This is a genomic window from Streptacidiphilus carbonis (assembly GCF_000787775.1).
Taxonomy (GTDB): Bacteria; Actinomycetota; Actinomycetes; order Streptomycetales; family Streptomycetaceae; genus Streptacidiphilus; species Streptacidiphilus carbonis.
This window is the reverse complement of record NZ_BBPM01000021.1, coordinates 65332-85149: the sequence shown is the minus strand read 5'-3', so window position 1 is coordinate 85149 and position 19818 is coordinate 65332. Positions and strand designations below refer to the sequence as shown.

Annotated in this window: 17 protein-coding genes; 8 read left to right on the top strand and 9 right to left on the bottom strand. The window is 71.7% G+C overall.

Going from position 1 to position 19818, the window contains the following annotated elements; genetic code table 11:
* Window positions 1-52: 52 nt before the first annotated feature.
* The 4 genes from TR46_RS18585 (at window position 53) to TR46_RS18570 (ending at window position 6945) form a co-directional block, all read left to right on the top strand.
* Complete coding sequence (locus TR46_RS18585) at window positions 53-373, top strand: hypothetical protein (RefSeq protein ID WP_042402285.1); 321 nt, start codon at window positions 53-55, stop codon at window positions 371-373.
* A 119-nt stretch (window positions 374-492) separates the two neighbouring features.
* Window positions 493-2514 carry a sigma-70 family RNA polymerase sigma factor gene (locus TR46_RS38085; protein ID WP_084718693.1) on the top strand — a complete coding sequence of 674 codons (2022 nt, stop codon included), beginning with the start codon at window positions 493-495 and terminating at the stop codon, window positions 2512-2514.
* Between the two features lie 334 nt (window positions 2515-2848).
* Entirely contained in the window at window positions 2849-5194 is a 2346-nt protein-coding gene (locus TR46_RS18575) for a discoidin domain-containing protein (RefSeq protein ID WP_236655380.1), read from the top strand.
* Between the two features lie 98 nt (window positions 5195-5292).
* On the top strand, window positions 5293-6945 hold the full coding sequence (locus TR46_RS18570; RefSeq protein WP_042402283.1) for a glycoside hydrolase family 99 protein: 1653 nt from the start codon (window positions 5293-5295) through the stop codon (window positions 6943-6945).
* A gap of 61 nt (window positions 6946-7006) precedes the next feature.
* Here the strand turns inward: TR46_RS18570 and TR46_RS18565 are convergent, their stop codons facing one another.
* From TR46_RS18565 to TR46_RS18545, 5 genes are read right to left on the bottom strand one after another with little or no spacing between them, the layout of a single operon-like run.
* Window positions 7007-8263 (bottom strand): MFS transporter, encoded by a 1257-nt coding sequence (locus tag TR46_RS18565; protein WP_042402279.1) that lies wholly within the window; start codon window positions 8261-8263, stop codon window positions 7007-7009.
* Between the two features lie 5 nt (window positions 8264-8268).
* On the bottom strand, window positions 8269-8823 hold the full coding sequence (locus TR46_RS18560; RefSeq protein ID WP_042402277.1) for a GNAT family N-acetyltransferase: 555 nt from the start codon (window positions 8821-8823) through the stop codon (window positions 8269-8271).
* Entirely contained in the window at window positions 8816-10039 is a 1224-nt protein-coding gene (locus TR46_RS18555; protein WP_052432922.1) for an alanine racemase, read from the bottom strand. The genes TR46_RS18560 and TR46_RS18555 overlap by 8 nt, the downstream gene beginning before the upstream one ends.
* Window positions 10040-10068: 29 nt before the next feature.
* Window positions 10069-11415, bottom strand: coding sequence for a DUF6271 family protein (locus TR46_RS18550; protein ID WP_042402274.1), 1347 nt, complete (start codon window positions 11413-11415; stop codon window positions 10069-10071).
* Window positions 11397-12506 carry a phytanoyl-CoA dioxygenase family protein gene (locus TR46_RS18545; protein ID WP_042402270.1) on the bottom strand — a complete coding sequence of 370 codons (1110 nt, stop codon included), beginning with the start codon at window positions 12504-12506 and terminating at the stop codon, window positions 11397-11399. Before TR46_RS18545 ends, TR46_RS18550 begins: the two co-directional genes overlap by 19 nt.
* Before the next feature lie 1026 nt (window positions 12507-13532).
* Here TR46_RS18545 and rpmB point away from each other — a divergent pair.
* Window positions 13533-13754 (top strand): 50S ribosomal protein L28, encoded by a 222-nt coding sequence (gene rpmB / locus TR46_RS18540; protein ID WP_174505130.1) that lies wholly within the window; start codon window positions 13533-13535, stop codon window positions 13752-13754.
* Window positions 13755-13838: 84 nt separating this feature from the next.
* On the opposite strand, the gene TR46_RS18535 is transcribed toward rpmB, so the two are convergent.
* Both TR46_RS18535 and TR46_RS44320 read right to left on the bottom strand, forming a co-directional pair.
* Window positions 13839-14708, bottom strand: a complete 870-nt coding sequence (locus TR46_RS18535) for a CAP domain-containing protein (RefSeq protein ID WP_052432912.1) — start codon at window positions 14706-14708, stop codon at window positions 13839-13841.
* Window positions 14709-14861: 153 nt separating this feature from the next.
* Window positions 14862-15422 carry a hypothetical protein gene (locus TR46_RS44320; protein ID WP_236655379.1) on the bottom strand — a complete coding sequence of 187 codons (561 nt, stop codon included), beginning with the start codon at window positions 15420-15422 and terminating at the stop codon, window positions 14862-14864.
* 35 nt (window positions 15423-15457) lie between these two features.
* Between TR46_RS44320 and TR46_RS18525 the strand changes: the two genes are divergently transcribed.
* Window positions 15458-16180, top strand: coding sequence for a response regulator transcription factor (locus TR46_RS18525; RefSeq protein ID WP_042402267.1), 723 nt, complete (start codon window positions 15458-15460; stop codon window positions 16178-16180).
* A complete protein-coding gene (locus TR46_RS18520) occupies window positions 16177-17556 on the top strand; it encodes a sensor histidine kinase (RefSeq protein WP_042402263.1) in 1380 nt (459 codons plus the stop codon). Before TR46_RS18525 ends, TR46_RS18520 begins: the two co-directional genes overlap by 4 nt.
* Here TR46_RS18520 and TR46_RS18515 read toward each other — a convergent pair.
* Window positions 17516-18172 (bottom strand): MerR family transcriptional regulator, encoded by a 657-nt coding sequence (locus TR46_RS18515; RefSeq protein WP_042402260.1) that lies wholly within the window; start codon window positions 18170-18172, stop codon window positions 17516-17518. The two genes, TR46_RS18520 and TR46_RS18515, sit on opposite strands and share 41 nt — an antisense overlap.
* Window positions 18173-18372: 200 nt before the next feature.
* Between TR46_RS18515 and TR46_RS18510 the strand changes: the two genes are divergently transcribed.
* A complete protein-coding gene (locus tag TR46_RS18510) occupies window positions 18373-18795 on the top strand; it encodes a DUF3291 domain-containing protein (RefSeq protein WP_042402256.1) in 423 nt (140 codons plus the stop codon).
* A 298-nt stretch (window positions 18796-19093) separates the two neighbouring features.
* On the opposite strand, the gene TR46_RS43435 is transcribed toward TR46_RS18510, so the two are convergent.
* Window positions 19094-19818: carbohydrate binding domain-containing protein (locus TR46_RS43435; protein WP_174505129.1), on the bottom strand; the 725-nt coding region annotated here is incomplete at its 5' end.

Genomic DNA, 19818 nt, shown 5'->3' with positions numbered 1-19818 from the left:
GCCGGGTACGGCAGAGTGGGCGCCTGTCGTCGAAGACAAGGACTCCAGCGCGATGGGTACCAGCATTCCCAGCCATCATGCGATGCAGGCGCGGGACAACCTGCGGGAGCTGACGGCCGGTCTCGCCCACGGCGACACCGGCTTCAGTCAACCGAAAGACCTCGCACGGACCCTGGCCGCGCTCGCCGAGCTGGCTGAGCTGCTGTCCAAGAGCCTGCTTCTCAGCTTCGCCGGCCTGGGCGCAATGGCGCTTGACCCGGCGGCAACGGTGGTGGGACGGCTCATGACCGAGACGGCGACGACTGCCACGGACCTCGCCGTCCAGCTCGAGCAGATCCACGAACTCGTGGGTCGTCTTCCCCGCCGACGCTGACGCGACGAAGTCGTCGGGTTGTCCACCCGGGCGCACGGAGCGGTCGGCCGCGACGCGGACCTCCGCCCGAGCGAGCAGATTTGTGTTATCGCGACGCCGATCAGAGGCCCTCCATAGTCATGACCCAGTTCTCACGCAGTGGACAGCACCGGCCGGACGGGCCGTGGACACCGGTCGACGTGGTGCGGGCCGCTCGGACCGGCGACCAGCAGGCGCTGGACGCGCTGGTGGCCGACTACCTGCCGCTGGTCTACAACATCGTGGGCCGGGCGCTGAACTCCCCCGCCGACATCGACGACGTCGTGCAGGAGATCATGCTGCAGATGATCCGCGACGTGCGGAAGCTGCAGGACCCGGAGGCGTTCAGGTCCTGGCTGGTCGCGATCGCCATGCGGCAGGTGCGCAAGCACTGGCGGATCCGTCGCGGCGAGCCGGCCACCGCACCGATCGAGGGCCTGGAGGAGACGGCGCTGCTGGCCGATCCGGGGGCGGACTTCGTCGACCTGACGGTCACCGAGCTGAGCCTGTCCGACCAGCGCCAGGAGGTGGCCGAGGCCACCCGCTGGCTGGACGCGGGCGACCGGCAACTGCTGTCGCTGTGGTGGCTGGAGGCCGCGGGCCAGCTGACCCGCAGTGAACTGGCCGCCGCGATGGACCTGCCGATGCCGCAGACCGCGGTCCGGGTGCAGCGGATGAAGGCCCAGTTGGAGACGGCACGGGCGGTCGTCCGCTCGCTCAAGGCGGTGCCCCGGTGTCCGGAGCACGACACCGTGCTGCGCGGCTGGGACGGCCGACCGGCCGGCCTGTGGCGCAAGCGGATCGCCCGTCATGTGCGCGGCTGCGCGCAGTGCGCCGGGCTGGGTCGGCAGACGGTGCCGGCCGAACGACTGCTGTCCGGGCTGGCGCTGACACCGGTGCCGCTGGTGCTGCTGACCCTGGCGCGGTCCGGGGTGGTCGGCGCAGCGGCGGGCGGCGCGGCGATCGGCGGCGGCGGAAGCGCGGCGGCGGGCCGGACGGTCGCTCGTGGCGCGGGCAGAGCTGCACGGACGGGAAGCCGTTCGGCCCATGCCTGGGGTGGTGGCGTGTCCCTGGGCAAGGCCGCCGTCCTCGCCTCCGCCGCCTCGGTGGTCCTTGTGGGCGGAGCAGTGGCCTGCACCGGCGGGGCGTTCGGGCACGATGCGAAGAACGCCCCCCAGGCCGCTCCTTCGGTCCGAGCGGCGGCGACGGCCCCCGAGTCCGCACCGGTCGCCAAGCCGCCGTCGCCGAGCAAGCCCGCGCCGTCCGCGAAGGCCTCCGCCCCCAAGCCGGTCGCACCGGCGAAGGCGCCAACTGTCAGCAGTGCCAAGCTGCCTGTGCGGGCCGCCTTCTACTACCCGTGGTACAGCGAGAACTTCGCCAACGGAGGCAGCAAGTACAAGCCCTCGGCCGGCTACTACTCCGTCGACGACCCGGCCACGGTCGACCGTCAGATCAAGGACATGCAGTACGGCGGGCTCGAAGCCGGCATCTCCTCCTGGTGGGGCGCGGGCAAGCGCGAGGACAAGCGGCTGCCGCTGCTGATGTCCGAGGGGGCCAAGCTCGGCTTCTCCTGGACCGTCTACTACGAGGAGGAGGCCTACTCCAACCCCTCGGTGGCGACGATCACGTCGGATCTCAGCTATCTGCGCAAGTACTCCGACCAGCCGACCTGGCTGCACATCGACGGGAAACCGGTCGTCTTCGTCTACGCCTCGGGCGACGACGGCTGCGCCATGGCCACCCGCTGGGCGCAGGCCAACCGGACCGAGGGGTACTACGTCGTGCTCAAGGTGTTCGGCGGCTACCGCAGTTGTGCCGACCAACCACAGGGCTGGCATCAGTACGAATCCGGCCTGGACATCCAACAGGGCTACTCGGCGGTGCTCTCCCCGGGCTTCTGGAAGAACGACGCCGCCACCCCGACGGTCCCCCGCGACCTGGCCCGGTTCCGCAGCGACGCCACCGCGGTCGCCACTTCGGGCGCGCCGTTCCAACTCGTCGTGACCTACAACGAGTGGGGCGAGGGCACCGCGGTGGAATCGGCCACCGCCTGGCCCAGCTCCAGCGGCCACGGCGCGTACATGGACATTCTGCACCAGGTCTTCGGCGCCCATCCGGGGTGAAGAAAGTTTCACATGATCCACCGGGTTCCGGATTGGTCCAGACCTTGACTCCGTCAGGTTTGAAGCAGTTCAATCAAGTCTCGAAGCAAATATTTGACAGCACAGGGCAAATTGCGAACTGATCGCGATCGATTGGTTCACTTCTCAAACACGATCCTGCCCTCGCGCGGCTCACCACCCCCAGCCGCAGGGCCAGTTGTCACCGTGTCAGGCCCCTGTCGTCACGCAGCCCAGCCAGCCCTGCCCTGCCCTGCCTCACCCTGTTCCGCCCGACCCTGTACCGCTCCGTCCTGCGCATCGACCAGGTCGCCTCCCGTCCCCAGGAAGGATCCCGTTGAACACCGCCTCCCGCTCCCGCCACAAGTACCGGCCCGGACTGCGGGCCCAGGCGCTGGCCGGAGCCACCGCCCTGGCCGCCGCCACCCTCGGGTTACTTCTCACGACCTCCCCGTGGGACCCGGCAGGCGCCGCCGTCGTTCCGGGCACGGCCACCGCCGCGGCCGCCGCGAGCACGAGCGGGGCCGCCGTCCCCGGCATGGCCGAGTACGAGGCCGAGGGCGCGCAGGCCGCCACCGACGGCAAGGTGATCGGTCCCGACTACACCCAGGGAGACCTGGCCACCGAGGCCTCGGGCCGGCAGGCCGTGCAGCTCACCGCGCAGGGCCAGTACCTGCAGTTCACCCTGTCGTCCGCAGCCAACGCGCTGGATCTGCACTACGCCGTCCCGCAGGGCGCCTCGGGCAGGCTCTCCGTCTACGTCAACGGGACCAGGCTGGGCACGGAACTCCCGCTCACCTCCGCCTACAGCTACATCAGCACCGGCATCACCGGCAGCAGGACCCACAAGCTCTACGACGACGCCCGGCTGCGGCTCCCCTCCACGGTGGCCGCCGGATCGACCGTCAAGTTCCAGGTGGACGCGGGCGACACGGCCCTGCCCTACACCCTCGACGTCGCCGACTTCTTCGACGTCGCCGCTCCGGCCGCCCAGCCCGCCGGCTCCGTCTCGGTGGTCAGCGAAGGTGCGGACGCCAGCGGCAGCGGCGACTCCACCAACGCCTTCCGTACCGCCATCGCCGCCGCAGCGTCGGCGGGCGTGCCGGTGTGGATACCGCAGGGCACGTTCAGGATCACCTCCGCGCTCCAGGTCGCCAAGGCCACCTTCGTGGGCGCGGGCAGCTGGTACTCGCAGCTGGCCACCAACGAGTTCATCAACAACGGCTCGGCCGTGTCCGGCCCGGTCAACCTCAGCGGCTTCGCGATCCTCGGCTCCACCGTGGGCCGGCACGACGACAGCTCCGCCAACGCCGTCAACGGGTCGCTGGGCAGCGGCGCGACAGTGGACGGGCTGTGGATCCAGGACACCAACGTCGGCTTCTGGCTGCAGTACGGCAACAGCGGAATCACCGTGAAGAACTGCGTCGTGCTGTCCACCGACGCCGACGGCCTGAACTTCAACGGCAACGCGAGCAACGACACCGTCACCGGCAACTTCCTGCGCAACACCGGCGACGACGGACTGGCCCTGTGGTCCATGCCGTCGCCCGACACCGGCATCACCCTCAGCCACAACACCGTCGTCCAGCCGACGCTGGCCAACGGCATCGCGGTCTACGGCGGCTCCGGCAACACCGTCACCGGCAACACCATCGCCGACACCAACGCCCTGGGCAGCGGGATCGCCGTCTCCAACCAGGCGTTCCTGTCCCCGTTCACCCCGCTGTCCGGAACCACCACCGTCTCCGACAACACCCTGATCCGCACCGGCGCGCTCAACCCCAACTGGGGCCACGCGATGGGCGCCATGCGCTTCGACTCGTTCAACTCGGCCTTCACCGACGCGACCGTGAACGTCAGCGGCAATGCCGTCTACTACAGCCCCTACGAGGCCTTCGAGATCGTCTCCGGCGGCGGCTCCGGCTACGCCGTTTCCGGTCTCGTCTTCAGCAACAACACCGTCAACTGGACCGGCACCACGGTATTCCAGGCCGAGACCACGGGCTCCGCCTCGGTCAGCGGGCTCACCGCGTCGAACGTCAAGGTCGCGGGCGCGTACAACTACGGCTACCCCAACAACAGCGCGGGCACCTTCGCCATCAACCAGGGCAGCGGCAACAGCGGTTGGAGCACCGCACCTGTGCTCACCGCCTTCCCGACGCCGACCGGGCTGCCGCCGACCGGCCCCGCCCCGACCGGCGGCGGCACCCCGACCACCGCCCCGCCGACCACTGCGCCGCCTACCACTGCCCCGCCGGCCGGCACCGACCTGGCGCTGCGCGCGACGGTGTCCGACACCGGCCACACCCAGAACTACACCGCCTCCAACACGGTCGACGGCAATGCCGACACCTACTGGGAGAGCACCGACAACGCCTTCCCGCAGAGCCTGACCGTCGACCTCGGCGCCACCCACGCAGTGGGGCGGCTCGTGCTGACCCTTCCGCCGGCCACCGCCTGGTCCGCCCGCACCGAGACCTTCTCCGTCCTGGGCAGCACCGACAACGGCACGTACACCACGCTGACCGCCTCGGCGGGCCACACCTTCGATCCCGCCACCGGCAACACGGTCACCGTCACCCTCCCGTCCGGCACCGCAGCCCGGTACCTGCGGCTGACCTTCACCGGCAACACCGGGTGGCCGGCCGGACAGCTTTCCGGATTCGGGGCCTTCGCCTCCTGACCCCCCATCACCCCCGGTCGCCCATCGCCCCTGACCTTCATCACTTCGGCATCACCTACCGAAACCCACCACCGATCCCTGGAAAGTGAACCCACATCATGGGCATGACTCGTCGTACATTCATCGGCATCGCCGTCGCCGGGACCGCCGTCGGCGCACTGCCGGCCTGGGACGCGGCCAGCGCCGCCGTGTCCGCGCAACCGGCCGCCAGCCCGGCCGGGGACGTGGTCGGCAAGATCACGGTCGGCTACCAGGGCTGGTTCGCCTGCATCGGCGACAACTCCCCCATCAACGCGTGGTGGCACTGGAGCCCCAACTCCTCCCAGCCGCCCTCCCCCAGCAACAGCGGCATCAAGGCCTGGCCGGACATGTCGGAGTACAGCAAGAGCTACCAGACGGGCTTCGCCGCCCTCGGCAACGGCGCTGCCGCCAAGCTCTACTCCAACTACGACGCCCAGAGCACCGACACCCACTTCGCCTGGATGTCCCAGAACGGCTGCGACACCGCCGCCCTCCAGCGCTTCAACCCGACCGGCGGCGAGGGGCCGATCCGGGACGCCGTCACCGCCCTGGTGCGCACCTCCGCCGAGAGCCACGGCGTGAAGTTCTACATCATGTACGACGTCAGCGGCTGGACCAGCATGCAGGCGGAGATCAAGGCGGACTGGACCAACAAGATGTCCGCCTACACCTCCTCCTCCGCCTACGCGCACCAGAACGGCAAGCCGGTGGTCGGCATCTGGGGGTTCGGCTTCAACGACAGCAACCACCCGTGGGACGCGGCGACCTGCCTCGACGTTGTCAACTGGTTCAAGAGCCAGGGATGTTACGTGATGGGCGGGGTGCCGACCTACTGGCGCACCGGCGTCAACGACTCCCGGGCCGGCTACCTGGACGTCTACCACGCCTTCAACATGATCTCGCCCTGGATGGTCGGCCGGATCGGCACCGCCGCGGACTCCGACAGCTTCTACACCAACGTCAACACCGGCGACCAGGCCGACTGCAACGCCAACGGCATCGACTACCAGCCGTGCGTGCTGCCCGGCGACCTGTCGGCCCGTCAGCGCGCGCACGGCGACTTCATGTGGCGGCAGTTCTACAACATGAAGCGGGTGGGCGCGCAGGGCATCTACATCTCGATGTTCGACGAGTTCAACGAGGGCAACCAGATCGCCAAGACCGCCGCGACCGCGGCCGGCGTCCCCACCGGATCAGGGCTGCTCGCCCTGGACGAGGACGGCACCGCCTGCAGCAGCGACTACTACCTCCGCCTCACCGCGGACGGCGGCAGGATGCTGAAGGGCCAGATCGCGCTGACCGCCACCCGGCCCACCCAACCCGTCGTCAGCAGCGGCGGCACCACGGTCATCAGCCTGCGGTCCCGCGCCAACAGCATGATCGTCACCGCGGACAACGCGGGGGCGGACCCGCTGATCGCCAACCGCACCGCGGTCGGCCCCTGGGAGCAGTTCGACCAGCTCGACGCCGGCAACGGCAACATCGCGCTGCGGGCCCACGCCAACAACATGATCGTGACGGCCGAGAACGCCGGGGCCAAGGCCCTGATCGCCAACCGCACCTCGGTCGGCGGTTGGGAGACCTTCAAGCTGGTGCACAACTCCAACGGCACGGTCAGCCTGCTCGCCCTGGTGAACAACTGCTACGTCACCGCGGACAACGCCGGCGCCAGCCCGCTGATCGCCAACCGCACCGCCATCGGCACCTGGGAGCAGTTCGACCTGCTCTGACGCTCCGACGCGCCGGTGCGGGGCCGCGGCACCTGCCGCGGCCCCGCACCCGTGGGACCCGCTACACCGCCTCGGCCTCGACCGGGGTGGCCCGGGGCCCGGGCTCGTGCGCGGAGTCGACGGCCGGGGCCCAGTGGATCCGGGTCGCGCACAGCGACACGATCAGGGCGCAGGCGGCGACCGCGCCCATGCCCCAGACCAGGCCGCTCGCGTTGGCGATGAATCCGATCACCGGTGGCCCGGCCAGCAGGCCGACCGTGCCCATGGTGGCGACCAGCGTCAGCGCGTCCGACCCCTGGGCCGCCGCCGCCACGTAGACGCAGGGCGTGACCGCGGCGACGCCCAGGCCCACGCAGGCGAACCCGATCAGCGCCGGGACCAGGCCTCCGCTCAACAGGGCCAGTGCCAGGCCCAGGGCAGCCAGCGCGCTGCCGGTGCGGACGATCCGGCCGTCGCCCCAGCGGTCGCGCCGGCCGTCGGTGAGCAGGCGGGCCAGCACCATGGTGACCGAGACCACCGCGATGCCCATGGGCGCCAGCCCGGCCGACGCCCTGGCGACGTCCTTGAGGTAGAGCGAGGACCAGTCGTTCATGGCCCCCTCGGTGACGGTGCCGAAGGCCATGGCCAGGCCCATCCACAGGGTCAGCCGGGCCGGCAGGGTCAGCCTGCGCCGCCGCTCCTTCGGCTCCTTCACCTCGCCGGACGCACCGGGACCGGCGGCTTCGGCGGCTTCGGCCGCTCCGGCGGGCTTGTCCTGCGTCAGCAGGCCGGGCCGGGCGTAGGCGACAGCGAGCAGCAGCAGGCCCGCGGCGACCGTGAAGTGCAGCAGCACGGACGAGGTCAGCAGGCTGATGCCGGAGGCGATCAGCGCGGCCACCAGCGACCCGCCGCTGAAGGTGGCGTGCAGCGTGGCCATGGTGTTCCGCCCGAACCGCACCTCCAGCGCCGCGCCCTGCGCGTTCATCGCCACGTTCAACGCGCCCACCAGCACACCGTCGGCGCACATCACCACCAGTGCCGTCGGATAGTCCGGCAGCTCAGCCATGGCGAACAGCAGCAGGGCCAGGCAGAGCGCCGACAGCAGCGAGAGCCGGCGCGAGCCCAGGCGCTTCATCAGCAGCGCCACCAGCGGGAACGACGCCACCGCGCCCACGCCGGTGGCCATCAGCAGCAGGCCCACCTCGGCCGCGCTCAGACCCAGGTGCGCCTTGATCGCGGGTATCCGCGAGGCCCAGGTGGCGTACTGGAAGCCGAGCGAGCAGAACAGCGCCACCACCGCCAGCTGGGTCCGGCGGAACTCGTCCTGGACACGGAACATGGGCGTCAGTCTCCTTCGTGGTGCGGGGGTGAGCCGTGCGGCGGGGCGCCGAGCGGTTTGGACATGTAGACGGCGCGGGCGCCGTAGTGCCGCTCGGCGGCGACATCGCGGTGGACGGCGAAACCGTGGCGCGACCAGAAGGACTCGCTGCCGGCGACCGCGACCAGGGAGACATGCCGGTGCCGCTGCGTCCGGGCGACCACCTCCAGCCGGGCCAGCAGCCGGGCGGCCAGCCCGCGGCGGCGCAGCTCCTCGGCGACGACCAGGTCGTGCAGATGCAGGTTGCCTGCGCGGAAGGCCTCCTGCTCCGGCTCGCCCAGTCCCGGATACCGGAACCTGGGATAGGGCAGAGCCAGCGCGTACGCTGCGACGCGACGTCGCAGCGGCGCTCTCGACTCGAACTCGACCACGAAGCACGTGGCCGGGGAGGCCCGCGCCCGGGACTCCAGCGCCGCCCGCTGCTCCGACAGGCCGAGCGGGGCGTAGGCGCGGGACTCCAGGGCGACGATGCCGTCCCAGTCGTCCGGACGGATCCGACGGATACTCAACTCCTCAGCCACGCGGCCTCCCTGCGCTCTCTGCGCTCGCAGCGGGCAGCCCGCTGCCGCGCACGCAGGTGTGGCCGAGCGGCGGGAAGCCGTTGAACCCCTGGGTGAGGTAGCTGGTGGCGTAGGCGCCGGCCGAGAGCACCCAGACCGGATCGCCCGAGTCGAGGTCCCGGGGCACCGGGACCGGGCTGTGCCCGCGCGGGTAGGCGTCGTCGCCGTCGCAGGTGGGACCGGCGACCACGGCGGGCACCCGGGGCGCGTCCGGGCTATGGGTGGGGAAGACCAGCCGGTACTGCAGCGCGTCCATCTCGTACAGGCCGTTGAACTTGCCGCAGCTGAGGTAGAGCCAGTGCTCCCGTTCCCCGCCCGGCTGCTGACGGGCGGTCAGCCGGGCCACCTGGGCCCGGATCGCGCCGTGGTCGGCCACCAGGTGCCGGCCCGGCTCCATGATCAGGTCCAGCGGCCGGGCCGACACCTCCCGGAGCCGGGCCGCACCCTCGCGGATCACGGCCAGGATCTTGTCCAGCGGCGGCTCCAGGGGCCGGCCGTGCCGGTCCAGGTAGCCGAGGGCCGGCAGGCCGCCGCCCAGGTTGACGTGGTCCGGGTGGATGCCGCGCCGGTTCAGCGCGGCGAGCGTCCCGGCCAGCGAGTCGAAGGCGTCCCGCCAGGCCCCTGCGGTCATCTGCTGCGAGCCCACGTGCACCGACAGGCCCGCCGGGGTCAGACCCGCCGCCCGGGCCGCCGCCAGCACCGCCGGCGCTTCCCGGGCCGAGCACCCGTACTTCCTGCTGAGACCCCACAGCGCGCCCTCGCCGCTGGTGGCCAGCCGGCAGAAGACCCGCGCGCCGGGAGCGTGGCGCGCTATCGCGGCGACGTCCGCGACGCTGTCGGTGGCGAAGTCGCGCACACCCAGCCGGTGGGCCTCGGCGATGTTCCGATCGGACTTGACGGTGTTTCCGTAGTGGACGGAGCCGGCGGGTAATCCGGTCCGCAGCGCCTGGACGATCTCCTGCGGGGACGCCGCGTCGAAGCCGGCGCCCTGTCCCGCCAGGCAGGCCAGCACCTCGTCCACCGGGCAGGCCTTGACTGCGAAGCGGATTCCCACCTGCGGCAGTTCGCGCCGCAGGGCGGCGTAGCGCGCCTCGATCCCGTCGAGGTCGAAGAAGATGCGGTCCCCGGCGGCGGCGGACAGGGCGTCGGACAGTACGTCGGACAGTGCGTCGGACATGACTCCGGACAGCGGCTCGTTCCGGTGCGTCATGTGCGGCTGCGCTCCAGCTGCCGTCCCGGCGCCGGAGACGTGCGCGGGTCGAGGGACGTGACCGCGGCAGCCCGCATCAGCGGACCCCAGACCTCGGTCAGCAGGGCGAAGTCCTCGATGTCGCGCCGGGCCTCGTCCAGCAGCCGGGGGCCGCGGACGGCCAGCAGGTCGGCGAAGGCCGCGTAACGGCCGCCCAGTCTGCGGTAGGAGCGGTCCAGGCTGCGCAACCGCTGGACGTTCTCGCCCCGGTCGAGTTCGGCGCTCTGCCGCAGGAACCGGGCGATCAGATCGGGCCGCACCCGGTCCTGGTCGTCGAGCAGCGACTCGCCGGCCGCCGCCATCCGGGCGTAGACGTCGTTGAAGTAGAGCATCGACAGGAAGAACTTCACCAGCCGCACGTGGTAGGCGGCGAACCCGGCGTCGGTGCGCCGCTCGGGGGTGTAGTAGTTGACGATGTGCCGGTTGTGCAGCACACCGGGCAGTCCGGCGTCGTGGACCAGATGGATCAGGAAGTAGTCGCTGCCGATCGTCTCGGTCCCCGGCGGCAGCGGGACCAGCTCCTGCACCTGGTGGAAACTGATATTGCTCATGTCCACCCGCATCGGGTCCACCACGGTCAGCGTCGCGCGGTCTCCGCTGAACGTCTCGCTGCCCGCGCCGCGGAACGACTCGGCGACCAGGTCCCGCTTCTGCTCCGCCGACCAGTCCGCCGGCGCCCACAGGCTGACGAGGTCGTGGTAGACCTCCGGGTCCAGCCGCTCGACCTCGCCGATGTCGACGGAGAGCTCGCCCACGAAGGAGGCGCCGACCATGGACACCGGCCGGTGCGCATACGCCGGGTCCAGGTCGATCTCGTCGACACCCGCGGCCGCCTCGCTCGCGCGCCTGCCCAGGGAGGCCAGTTCGTGCCGGACCGGATGGACCGGGACGCCGTCCAGCAGCTGGTAGCGGAGGTCGGAGTCGCGGCGGTGGACCGACTCGCAGCCCAGCGCCCTGGCGATCAGGAACGCCCGGTTGGTGCAGGCGCCGTAGGAGGACCGGCTCGGCAGCATCAGCGCCAGCACCAGGTCCGGCTGGAGCACCTCCGCCCGGTCGATCGCCTCGCGCAGGAACGCGCGCTGCGCGGCCTCGTCCAGATGGTGCACCACCACGTTCGGCACCGTCGGCGCCGCGCGGACGGCTGCGGCGTGCTCGGCGAAGGTGCCCGGGTCGGAGGAGTCCAGCACCAGCAGGTGCACCTCGACGTCGAAGTTGGCGGCCGCCCAGGCGGCCTCCTGGTGCACGGCACCGATCGTCCCGGCGCAGGCCCGGTCGGTGGGCAGGGTCAGACAGACACGGCGCATGCGTGCTCTCCGCTCATGAGGTCGGACCCGCGCTCGTCCGCGGCAGCGCCGTGGCTGTCGCTGTCGCCGTCACCGCCGTCGTGCCAGGAGTCGAGGCCCAGCAGCCTGCGCCCCAGCCCGTTCAGCTCGGCCGGCCCGTAGCGCAGCGACTCGTGCCTGACCGCGTCGCCGACCAGGGTGCCGTTCCAGTCCGGGGTGCTGAGGGTGCGCCAGGAGTCGATGCGCGAGCGGCGCAGCTCCGTGTGGGACTCCAGGGCGGGCATCATCGACAGGTACTGCACCGAGCGGACCCCGTTCGCCGAGGTGTTCCGGGCCACTCCGTGGGCGAGCAGCCCGTTCCAGATCAGCAGGTCGCCGGCGCGCAGCTGCGGGCGCACCACCGGCATCAGCTCGCGGTCCACCCGGGGCCGGATCGGGTCCCGGCCGGGCGGCTGCACCGCCTTCCAGCGGTCGAACTGGCGGAACAGTTCCGGGTTGCACTGGAACCCGCCCTCGTCGGGGCCGGTGTCGTTCAGCGCGATGAGGCCCTGCACCCGCTGCGGCAGCACGCCGAGCGTGGTGTCCACGTCCCAGTGCAGTTCGATGTCGAAGCCGCGCTCGGTCGGCGCGATCAGGGCCCGGTCACGGTTCCTGACGTTGGGCGGGTTGAGGTTGAGCCGGTCCAGGCTGACCCAGAGCTCCTCGCAGTCCCACACGTCGACGAAGGCGTCGTAGACCCGCCGGCTCTGCCGGCTGTCCCAGATGAGCTGGTGCTGGTAGGCCTCGACGAAGCCGTAGATGTGCAGTTCCCGGTCCAGGTCGGTACGGAACGGGCGGTCCTGGTACCAGGTGTCCGGGCGGGCGGGGTCCAGGCCCTGGAAGTCCCAGGCGAAGTCGAGCAGCCGGGCGGCCGCCGCGGCGGGGATCGCCTGGGGCACCACGACGTAGCCGTAGGTCTGCCAGAAGGCGAAGTCCTCCTCGGAGAGCACCCGCAGCGGGCGGGACTTCTCCAGGTCCCGCAGGGGGGTCAGGGCCAGGTACTTCTCGCCGTCGGAGCTGAAGTACGGCAGGTCCGAGGGCGCACGGAACAGGTAGGGGTCGGGCGTCGGCATGGTTTCGCTCCAAGTTTCGAGACTCGGCGGGGCACGCGGAACGCACCCGACGGCCGTGTCGGGGGGTTCGCTGCGGCCTGCGTCGGGCCCGGCGCGGTGGAACCGCCGGGGTCGACGCGGAATCGGCATGGGTGCGAGGCGCCGGGCAGCCCAGGACGGGCTGACGCTGCGGCGGGGCATGCGCTGCGGGTCCAGTTGTGTCGCTTCCTTCACTCGGTGAACACCCGCCCCTTCAAATTGGACTAGACCAAGTGGGCATGTCAACAGGTGGCTTATGGAGATTATGTGTGCAGGGTTGGTGAACACCACTCGCCGAGCGGGTCCTTGACAGCTCTGACCAGCTCAAGTCACCATGCAATGGCCAGGACCACTCCTCAGACACTCCCCCGGACCGACAGACAGCGAGGCTTCCGCCTGTCGAGTCCCGGCGCAGGACGCCGTTCCCAAGCACGCGGAAGCCTCATCTGTCGCTTCGTCAGGTGGCCTCACCAGGCCACCTGACGAAGCGCCACCGGATGGTGTCCGGCGGAGTGTCATGCGGTAGAGATCGCCGATCGTGCAGGCGACGCCGGCGCGGCCTGCGGAGGCAGGCTCTCCACCTCCGCTCCTACGATCACACCCCGGATACAGCGAGCTGGCCTGCCGAGAAGCGGCGCCCCTCGAACGCTGCCCCGGCCCGGAGTCCGGACGCCGGACCGGCGGACCGGGCGGACCGGGCGGACCGGGCGGACCGGGCGGACCGGGCGGACCAGCGAGGCTCCAATCGGGCCCGTGCGGGTCGCCAAACCGGTTGAATGCGCTGGCGGCGGCCCGTTACGATCATCCGCATGTTCTAGAGACGGCACAGGTCGAGACACCTCATCCGGCGTGCGACAGCGGTCGATTCCCCGACGCTGCGTGCTGAACGCTGCCTGTGTTTCCCATGCCGTCGACCACCGCTTCCGCAGCGGCACCTCTCCCACCTCGATCGACGTCGCGTTGGGCGGTCGGCATGCCATCGAGAGACCCTCTTCGAGGAGAATGCTGATGTCCCAACGCTGTGACGTGTGCGGCAAGGAGCCGCATTTCGGCAACAAGGTCGCCCGGCTGGGGCGCAACGCCCAGAGGCGGCGCGTTTTCGGACGCTCGGCGCGAATGTTCCGTCCGAACATCCAGCCCGTGAAGGCGGTCGTCGACGGCCGACCGGTCAAGCTCAAGGTCTGCACCGCCTGCCTGAAGGCCGGGAAGGTCCAGCGCCGCACCACGTAGCGCTCCGCCTCCGCCCATGCTCGCGCGGGGCCCGCAGCTGCGGGCCCCGCGCGGTGGCCACTCCCATGACCGGCCGGACTCGGCCTAGTTGGCGAAGTCCTGGGTCAGCCAGACCGTGCCGGAGCTGTCGCGGTAGACCGCTATGCCGACGCGGGTGAAGCTGCTGCTGAGGATGTTCTTGCGGTGGCCGTCGTCGGGGGCCTTCTCGTCCAGCATCATCTGGGTGAGGCCGACCGCGCTGGTGGCGATCGCGGCGTCGGAGGAGTCGACCCCGCCGCCCTCGCCGATGTTCTCGCCGGCCGAGGTCCACTGCACACCGGCGGCGTTCTCGCGGTCACCGAAGGCGGGCTCGCCCGGGCACTGGTGCGAGAGGCCGCAGCCGGACGCCATCACCTTGTTGTGCGCGGCGGCGCTCGCGTTCAGTCCGGCGGTGAGGGTGTACGGGGAGAGTCCGGCTGCGGCGCGGGCCCTGTTGATCAGGGCGAGTACCTGCTGCACCGCGTCGCCGTTCGCGGCTGTGGTCGACGTGGCGGTCGGAGCGGACGCCGGTGCCGCGGTGGTCGGCGCGGCGGTGGTGGGCCGGGCGTCGGGGTGCGCCGAGGGCGAGGCGGAGGGCCTCGCCGAGGACTTCCCGCTGGGCTTCGCCGTCGGGTGGACGCTCGGCTTGCCGCGCGCCGGCGCGATCGTCGCCATCGCGGGGGCGGCGGCGGTGCGGCTGGGCCGGGCGCTCGCGCCTGCCGCACCGGACCCGCCGGCGTGGTGCGTCCCGTGCCCGCTGCCGACGCCGAAGGCTGCGGACACCTGCGGCACGTCCATGCAGGCGAAGGCCGTGCCGCCGCCGATCACGGCGAGGGCCGCGGCTCCGGTCAGGGCCAGCCGGAACCTCGGCTTGCGCCGCGAACGGTGCTGCCCGGACCGGGAGTTGTGCGGTCGGGCACGGCGGGAAGAGCTCATCGGGGGCACCTCGTGGTTCGAGTCGACGCAGCGGTCGGTCCGGCTGCGGCGGGCACGACCCTAGGGCCCTTCCGGCCTCCGGAGCCGCTGTGAGCACCAACTTCAGGTTGCGCTAAGGAACGCCGCAGGGTCCGTTGCGGTGCGCCGGACGGGTCACCAGGAGACCTCGCGGGTGACCTCCTGGGCCTGCGGCTGAAGGCTCGCGGTGAGTTCGGAGCGGTGGTGGGCGCCGGTGAAGGTGACCGTGAGGGTGTCCGGGGCGGACTGCGTGGTGCTGGTGGTGAAGCCCAGACCTGGCACCGCCGAGACCAGGCAGACGGCGTCCGCGCCGAATCGGACGGTCACCTGGCCGCCGGCCGACTCGAAGCTGTGCGCCCCGGCCCCGCCGGAGCAGTCCGCGGAACCGGAATGGTGCGGCGGCGCGGCCGAGGGCGACTGCGAGGCCGGGGCGGACGGCCGGGACGGCTGCTGACGGTGCGACGGCGACGGCGCCGGAGAGCTCGGCGCGGGGGCCGGGGATCCCGTCACCGCCGAGGGCGCGGCCCCTGCCGAGGCCACCGCCGCGCCGGTGGCCAGCACCGTGGACACCCCGCGCGCGGTGGGCGGCAGCGGAGTGGTGGAGCCCACCACGAAACGCACGGTCAGCAGGACCGCGGTGGCGGTCAGCGCCGTGCACGAGAGCCATATCAGGAAGTAGTGGAGAGGCCGGGGCACGGCCCCATCATGGCCGATCGGTTACGGTGTGCGGCATGGCCAGCGTCCTCGTCGTGGAAGACGATCCCGGCATACGTGCCGAACTGATCGACATACTCACCGGGGAGGGCCACGTCGTGCGCAGCGCCCCGGACGGCTTCGGCGGACTCCGCGAGGTGACCCGGGGACCGCTGGACGCGGTGATCCTGGACCTGGGCCTGCCCGACCTGGACGGCGGCGACGCGCTGCGCATGATCCGCGGCATCTCCCGGGTGCCGGTACTGATCGTGACCGCCAGGGACGAGGACGCCGAGGTGATCCGGCTGCTCAACGCGGGCGCCGACGACTACCTGGTGAAGCCCTTCTCCGGCGGCCAGCTCACCGCCCGGCTGGCCGCGGTGCTGCGCCGATCGGGCCCGGCGCAGGCCCCGTCCGGGCCGTCGGCGCCGCTGCAGGACGGGCCGCCGCTGCTGCGCGAACCGGTCGCGGTCGGCCCGCTGCGGATAGACCCGGGATCCCGTACCGCGCATCTGCACGGCCGGGAGGTGCCGCTGACCCGCCGTGAGTTCGACCTGCTGGCCTTCCTGGCCGCCAACGCCGACCTGGTGGTGTCCAAGCGGCGCATTCTCGCCGAGGTCTGGCGCGAGCCGTACGTCGAGGACCAGACGGTCGACGTGCACCTGTCCGCGCTGCGCCGCAAGCTCGGCGAGAGCGCCGCGGCGCCGGTGCTGCTGCGCACGGTGCGCGGGGTGGGCATCAAACTGGTGACGCCCCGATGAGACGGACCCTGGCCGGGGTCGCCCTGGCGGTCACCTCGATGGTGGCGCTGTCCTTCCTCATCCCACTGGCGCTGCTGGTCCGCTCGGAGGCCCGGAACCAGGCGGTCACCGGAGCCGAGCAGCGGGCCGCCGCGCTGGCGCCGGTGCTGACCCTGACCGCCGACCCGGCCGAGCTGCGCCAGGCCGTCTCCGGGCTGGACCCGAACGGACGGCTCGGCGTCCATCTGCCGAACGGTCAGTCGATCGGTTCGGCCCGGGCGCCCGCCGCGATGCTGCTGCGGGCGCAGCAGGAGGGTGAGTCGCTGGCGCAGGGGCTGCCGGACGGCGGCTGGGTGTATCTGCAGCCGGTGGTGCTGGGCCAGGGGCGGGTGGCCGTGGTCGAGGAGTCGCTGCCGAAGGCGGCGCTGGCGCAAGGCGTCACCGTCTCGCTCACGGTGATGGCCCTGCTGGCGCTGGGGCTGGTGCTGGGCTCGGTGCTGGTGGCCGACCGGCTCGCGGCCCGGGTGGTGCACTCCTCGCGCGGACTGTCCCGGGCGGCCCGGGCGCTGGGACGGGGCGACCTGGAGTCGCGGGTGGAGCCGAACGGGCCGCCGGAGCTGTTGGAGGCCGGCCGGGCGTTCAACGCCATGGCCGAGCGGATGCTCGAACTCCTGGCTGTCGAACGGGAGTTGGTGGCCGACCTGTCGCACCGGATGCGGACCCCGCTGACCGCGCTGCACCTGGCCACCGACCGGATGCCGCCCTCGCCGGACGCGTCCAGGATCACCGCGGCGGTGGCTCAGCTGGAGTCGGAGCTGCATGCCGTGATCACCGCTGCCAGGACACCGCTCGCGGTGGGGCACATGGGCGCGGTCGCCGCGGGGGACGGCGGTCCGGCCCGGGCGGCGGTGCTGTGCCCGGCGCCCGAGGTGGTGCGCCGCCGGGCCGGTTTCTGGGCCACTCTCGCCGAACAGCAGGAGCGCCGCTGTCTGGTGGAGGTGACCGGCGAGGACGCCCCGGTGGACCTGCCCGAGGACGACCTGGCGGCCGTGGTCGACGCCCTGGTCGGCAATGTGTTCCGGCACACCGCCCCGGGCACCGCCTTCGCGGTCCGGCTGACCCGGGCGGCCCAGCTGGTGCTGCTCACCGTCGAGGACGCCGGCCCCGGCATCAGCGACCCGGACGGCGCCCTGGTGCGCGGCGTCAGCACCGAGTCCACCGGCCTCGGCCTGGACATCGCCCGCCGCGCCGCGGCCGCCACCCGCGGCACCGTCGCCATCGGCCGCGGCCCGATGGGCGGCGCCCTGGTCTCGGTGACCTTCGGCCTGTCCGCCCCACCCCCGCGCCGAGGCGCGCTCAACCGCCGCCGGGGCCGGGCACGGAGGGCCCGGGGATAGCACCGTGCCGCACCGCGGACTCGTGCTCCTGGGCCATCCTGCGCAGTGCCAGCAGGGCCGGCTCCAGAAGGACCGTCAGCAGGACGGCCCGCTCGGCTCGCTCCAGGGCGTCGTCGGTGTCCTTGAGCTGGTCGAGGTCCAGCACGGCAGTCCGCTGGGCGAGCTCGGCGTACGGGACCAGGGCGCGCCAGCTGAAGTCCGTGCCCAGGGAGCGCAGGGTCTCCAGGGTCTCGGCGATCACGCCGCGGGCGGGGGTGTGCTCCGAGAGCTGCCACCCCAGCCGTGCCACCAGCGCGTCCACGTCGGACATGCCGGGCTGGGTGTCGGGTTCCCCGTCCTGGTCCACCCGCTTGGCGCCGAGTGCGAGCCCGAGCACCTGGTGTACGTCGGCCTCGTGTTCGGAGACGGCGCTCAACACCTCCCTGGTGGCGTTCACCGTGAGGCCTCGAACGCTGATCAGGGCCCGGATCAGCCGCAGCCGCCGCAGGTGGGTCTCGTCGTACTCGGCCTGGGTCGCGGCCGTGGCGCGCCCCGGGGGCAGCAGCCCCTTGCGCAGGTAGAACTTGATCGTCGCGTTCGGCACCCCGCTACGGCGGCTCAACTCAGAGATTCGCAATTCGTCCTGCCTCGACCGGCCAACGGCTTCTGCCACTGTTCGCTGTCACTGCGCCTGCTGTCACTCTTCCAGTTGTAGATACTCCCACTCGCCAAACGTGACCGGACCCCGGGGGCGGGCTCACCCCATTGACAGACATTAGGAACCATGACTATCTAGTATGGATACTGCCACTCTCCAGTCATGAAGGCGAGCGTACGATGCCAACTCTTCCCTGGACGGTTCCGAACCCGGCCCCGCCGAACACTCAGGCGTTCGTCATGGCCTCCCGCTTCGAGGTGCGATCCGCCAGGAACGTGCCGGGCTTCTTTGTGAAGGCGCTCTCGGCGTGGCGCCAGGTGCGCTCCGCACCGGGCGCGTTGGGCGCCTCGCTCATCGCCCAGCCGTTGAAGCGGACGTTCTTCACGCTCTCCGCCTGGGAGGACCGTGACGCTCTCTATGCGTTCGCTGCCACTGAGCCGCATCGGAGCATCATGAACGGCCTGCGCCCCACCATGCGGGAATCGACGTTCACCTTCTGGGAGGTGCCGGTGGCGGAGTTGCCGATCACCTGGGCGAACGCCAGGCAGCACCTCGCCGATCAGGCCCGGCTGGACGCCACCGAAGCCGGCGCCGCCCGCTGACCTGTGGGCGCGTTCGTGCCGTGGTCCACGACAACTGACCGCTCAAGCAGCGGGCTGCGTCCCCTCCAGCATCCGCTTCAGCGTGGCGGGGTCGGCGCGGACGGCGTCCGTGTCGCGCCTGAACGATGTGCGTGCTGATGTGCTGGGAGCCCGAAGAGCCCGACGTCGTAGTCTCCTGGAGGACGACACTATGGGGCCGCTGCCGTGGCGGTCCCGAACGACTCGGCCGCGAGGAGCAGTGCCCGCCCGCCGTCCGGGTGGTCGTGATCACCGGACGGCGGGCGGACGTCAGGGGCTGCTAGCCGAGCGTCAGGTCGTCGGCGTAGACGTCGGCCTGGCCGTACCAGCCGTGGACGAAGACGGTCACCGTCCCGCTGCTGCCGGTGGTGAAGGGGATGGAGAGCTGGTTCCAGCTGGAACCGTTGGACCAGGTGCTGGCGCTGGCCCCGCCGCTGACGCCGACGTAGGCGTAGGGGCCCTGGACCCAGGCCGTCAGGGTGTAGCTGTGGTTGGGCGAGAGGGTGACGGTCTGGTCGCACTCGCCGGTGGTGCTGGAGGTCGGCGTGACCTGCAGCGCGTGGCTGCCCGAGTGGACCGGGGTGGAGACGACGGCGCTGCCGGACTGGCAGGTCCACGGGCTGAGGCTGCCGGTCTCGAAGCCGGCATTGGTGAGCGAGCCGCCACCGCCTCCGCCTCCGCCGCCCCCGCCGCTGGTGGTGACGGTGAGTGAGTAGGTCGCGGTGTGGCTGCCGGTGGCGGCCGTGCCGGTGACCGTGATCGGGTAGGTTCCGGCCGCGACGGAGGAGCCGACGGTGGCGGTCAGTGTGGAGCTGCCGCCGGAGCTGACCGAGGCCGGGCTGAAGGAGACGCCGACGCCGGAGGGCGCACCGGAGGCGCTGAGGCTGACCGATTCGGCGCTGCCTGAGGTGACGCCGACGGAGACCGCCGCCGTGGCCGAGCCGCCCTGGGCCACCGAGGCCGAGGAGGGCGCGAGCGAGACGGAGAAGTCGCTGGTCCCGCCCC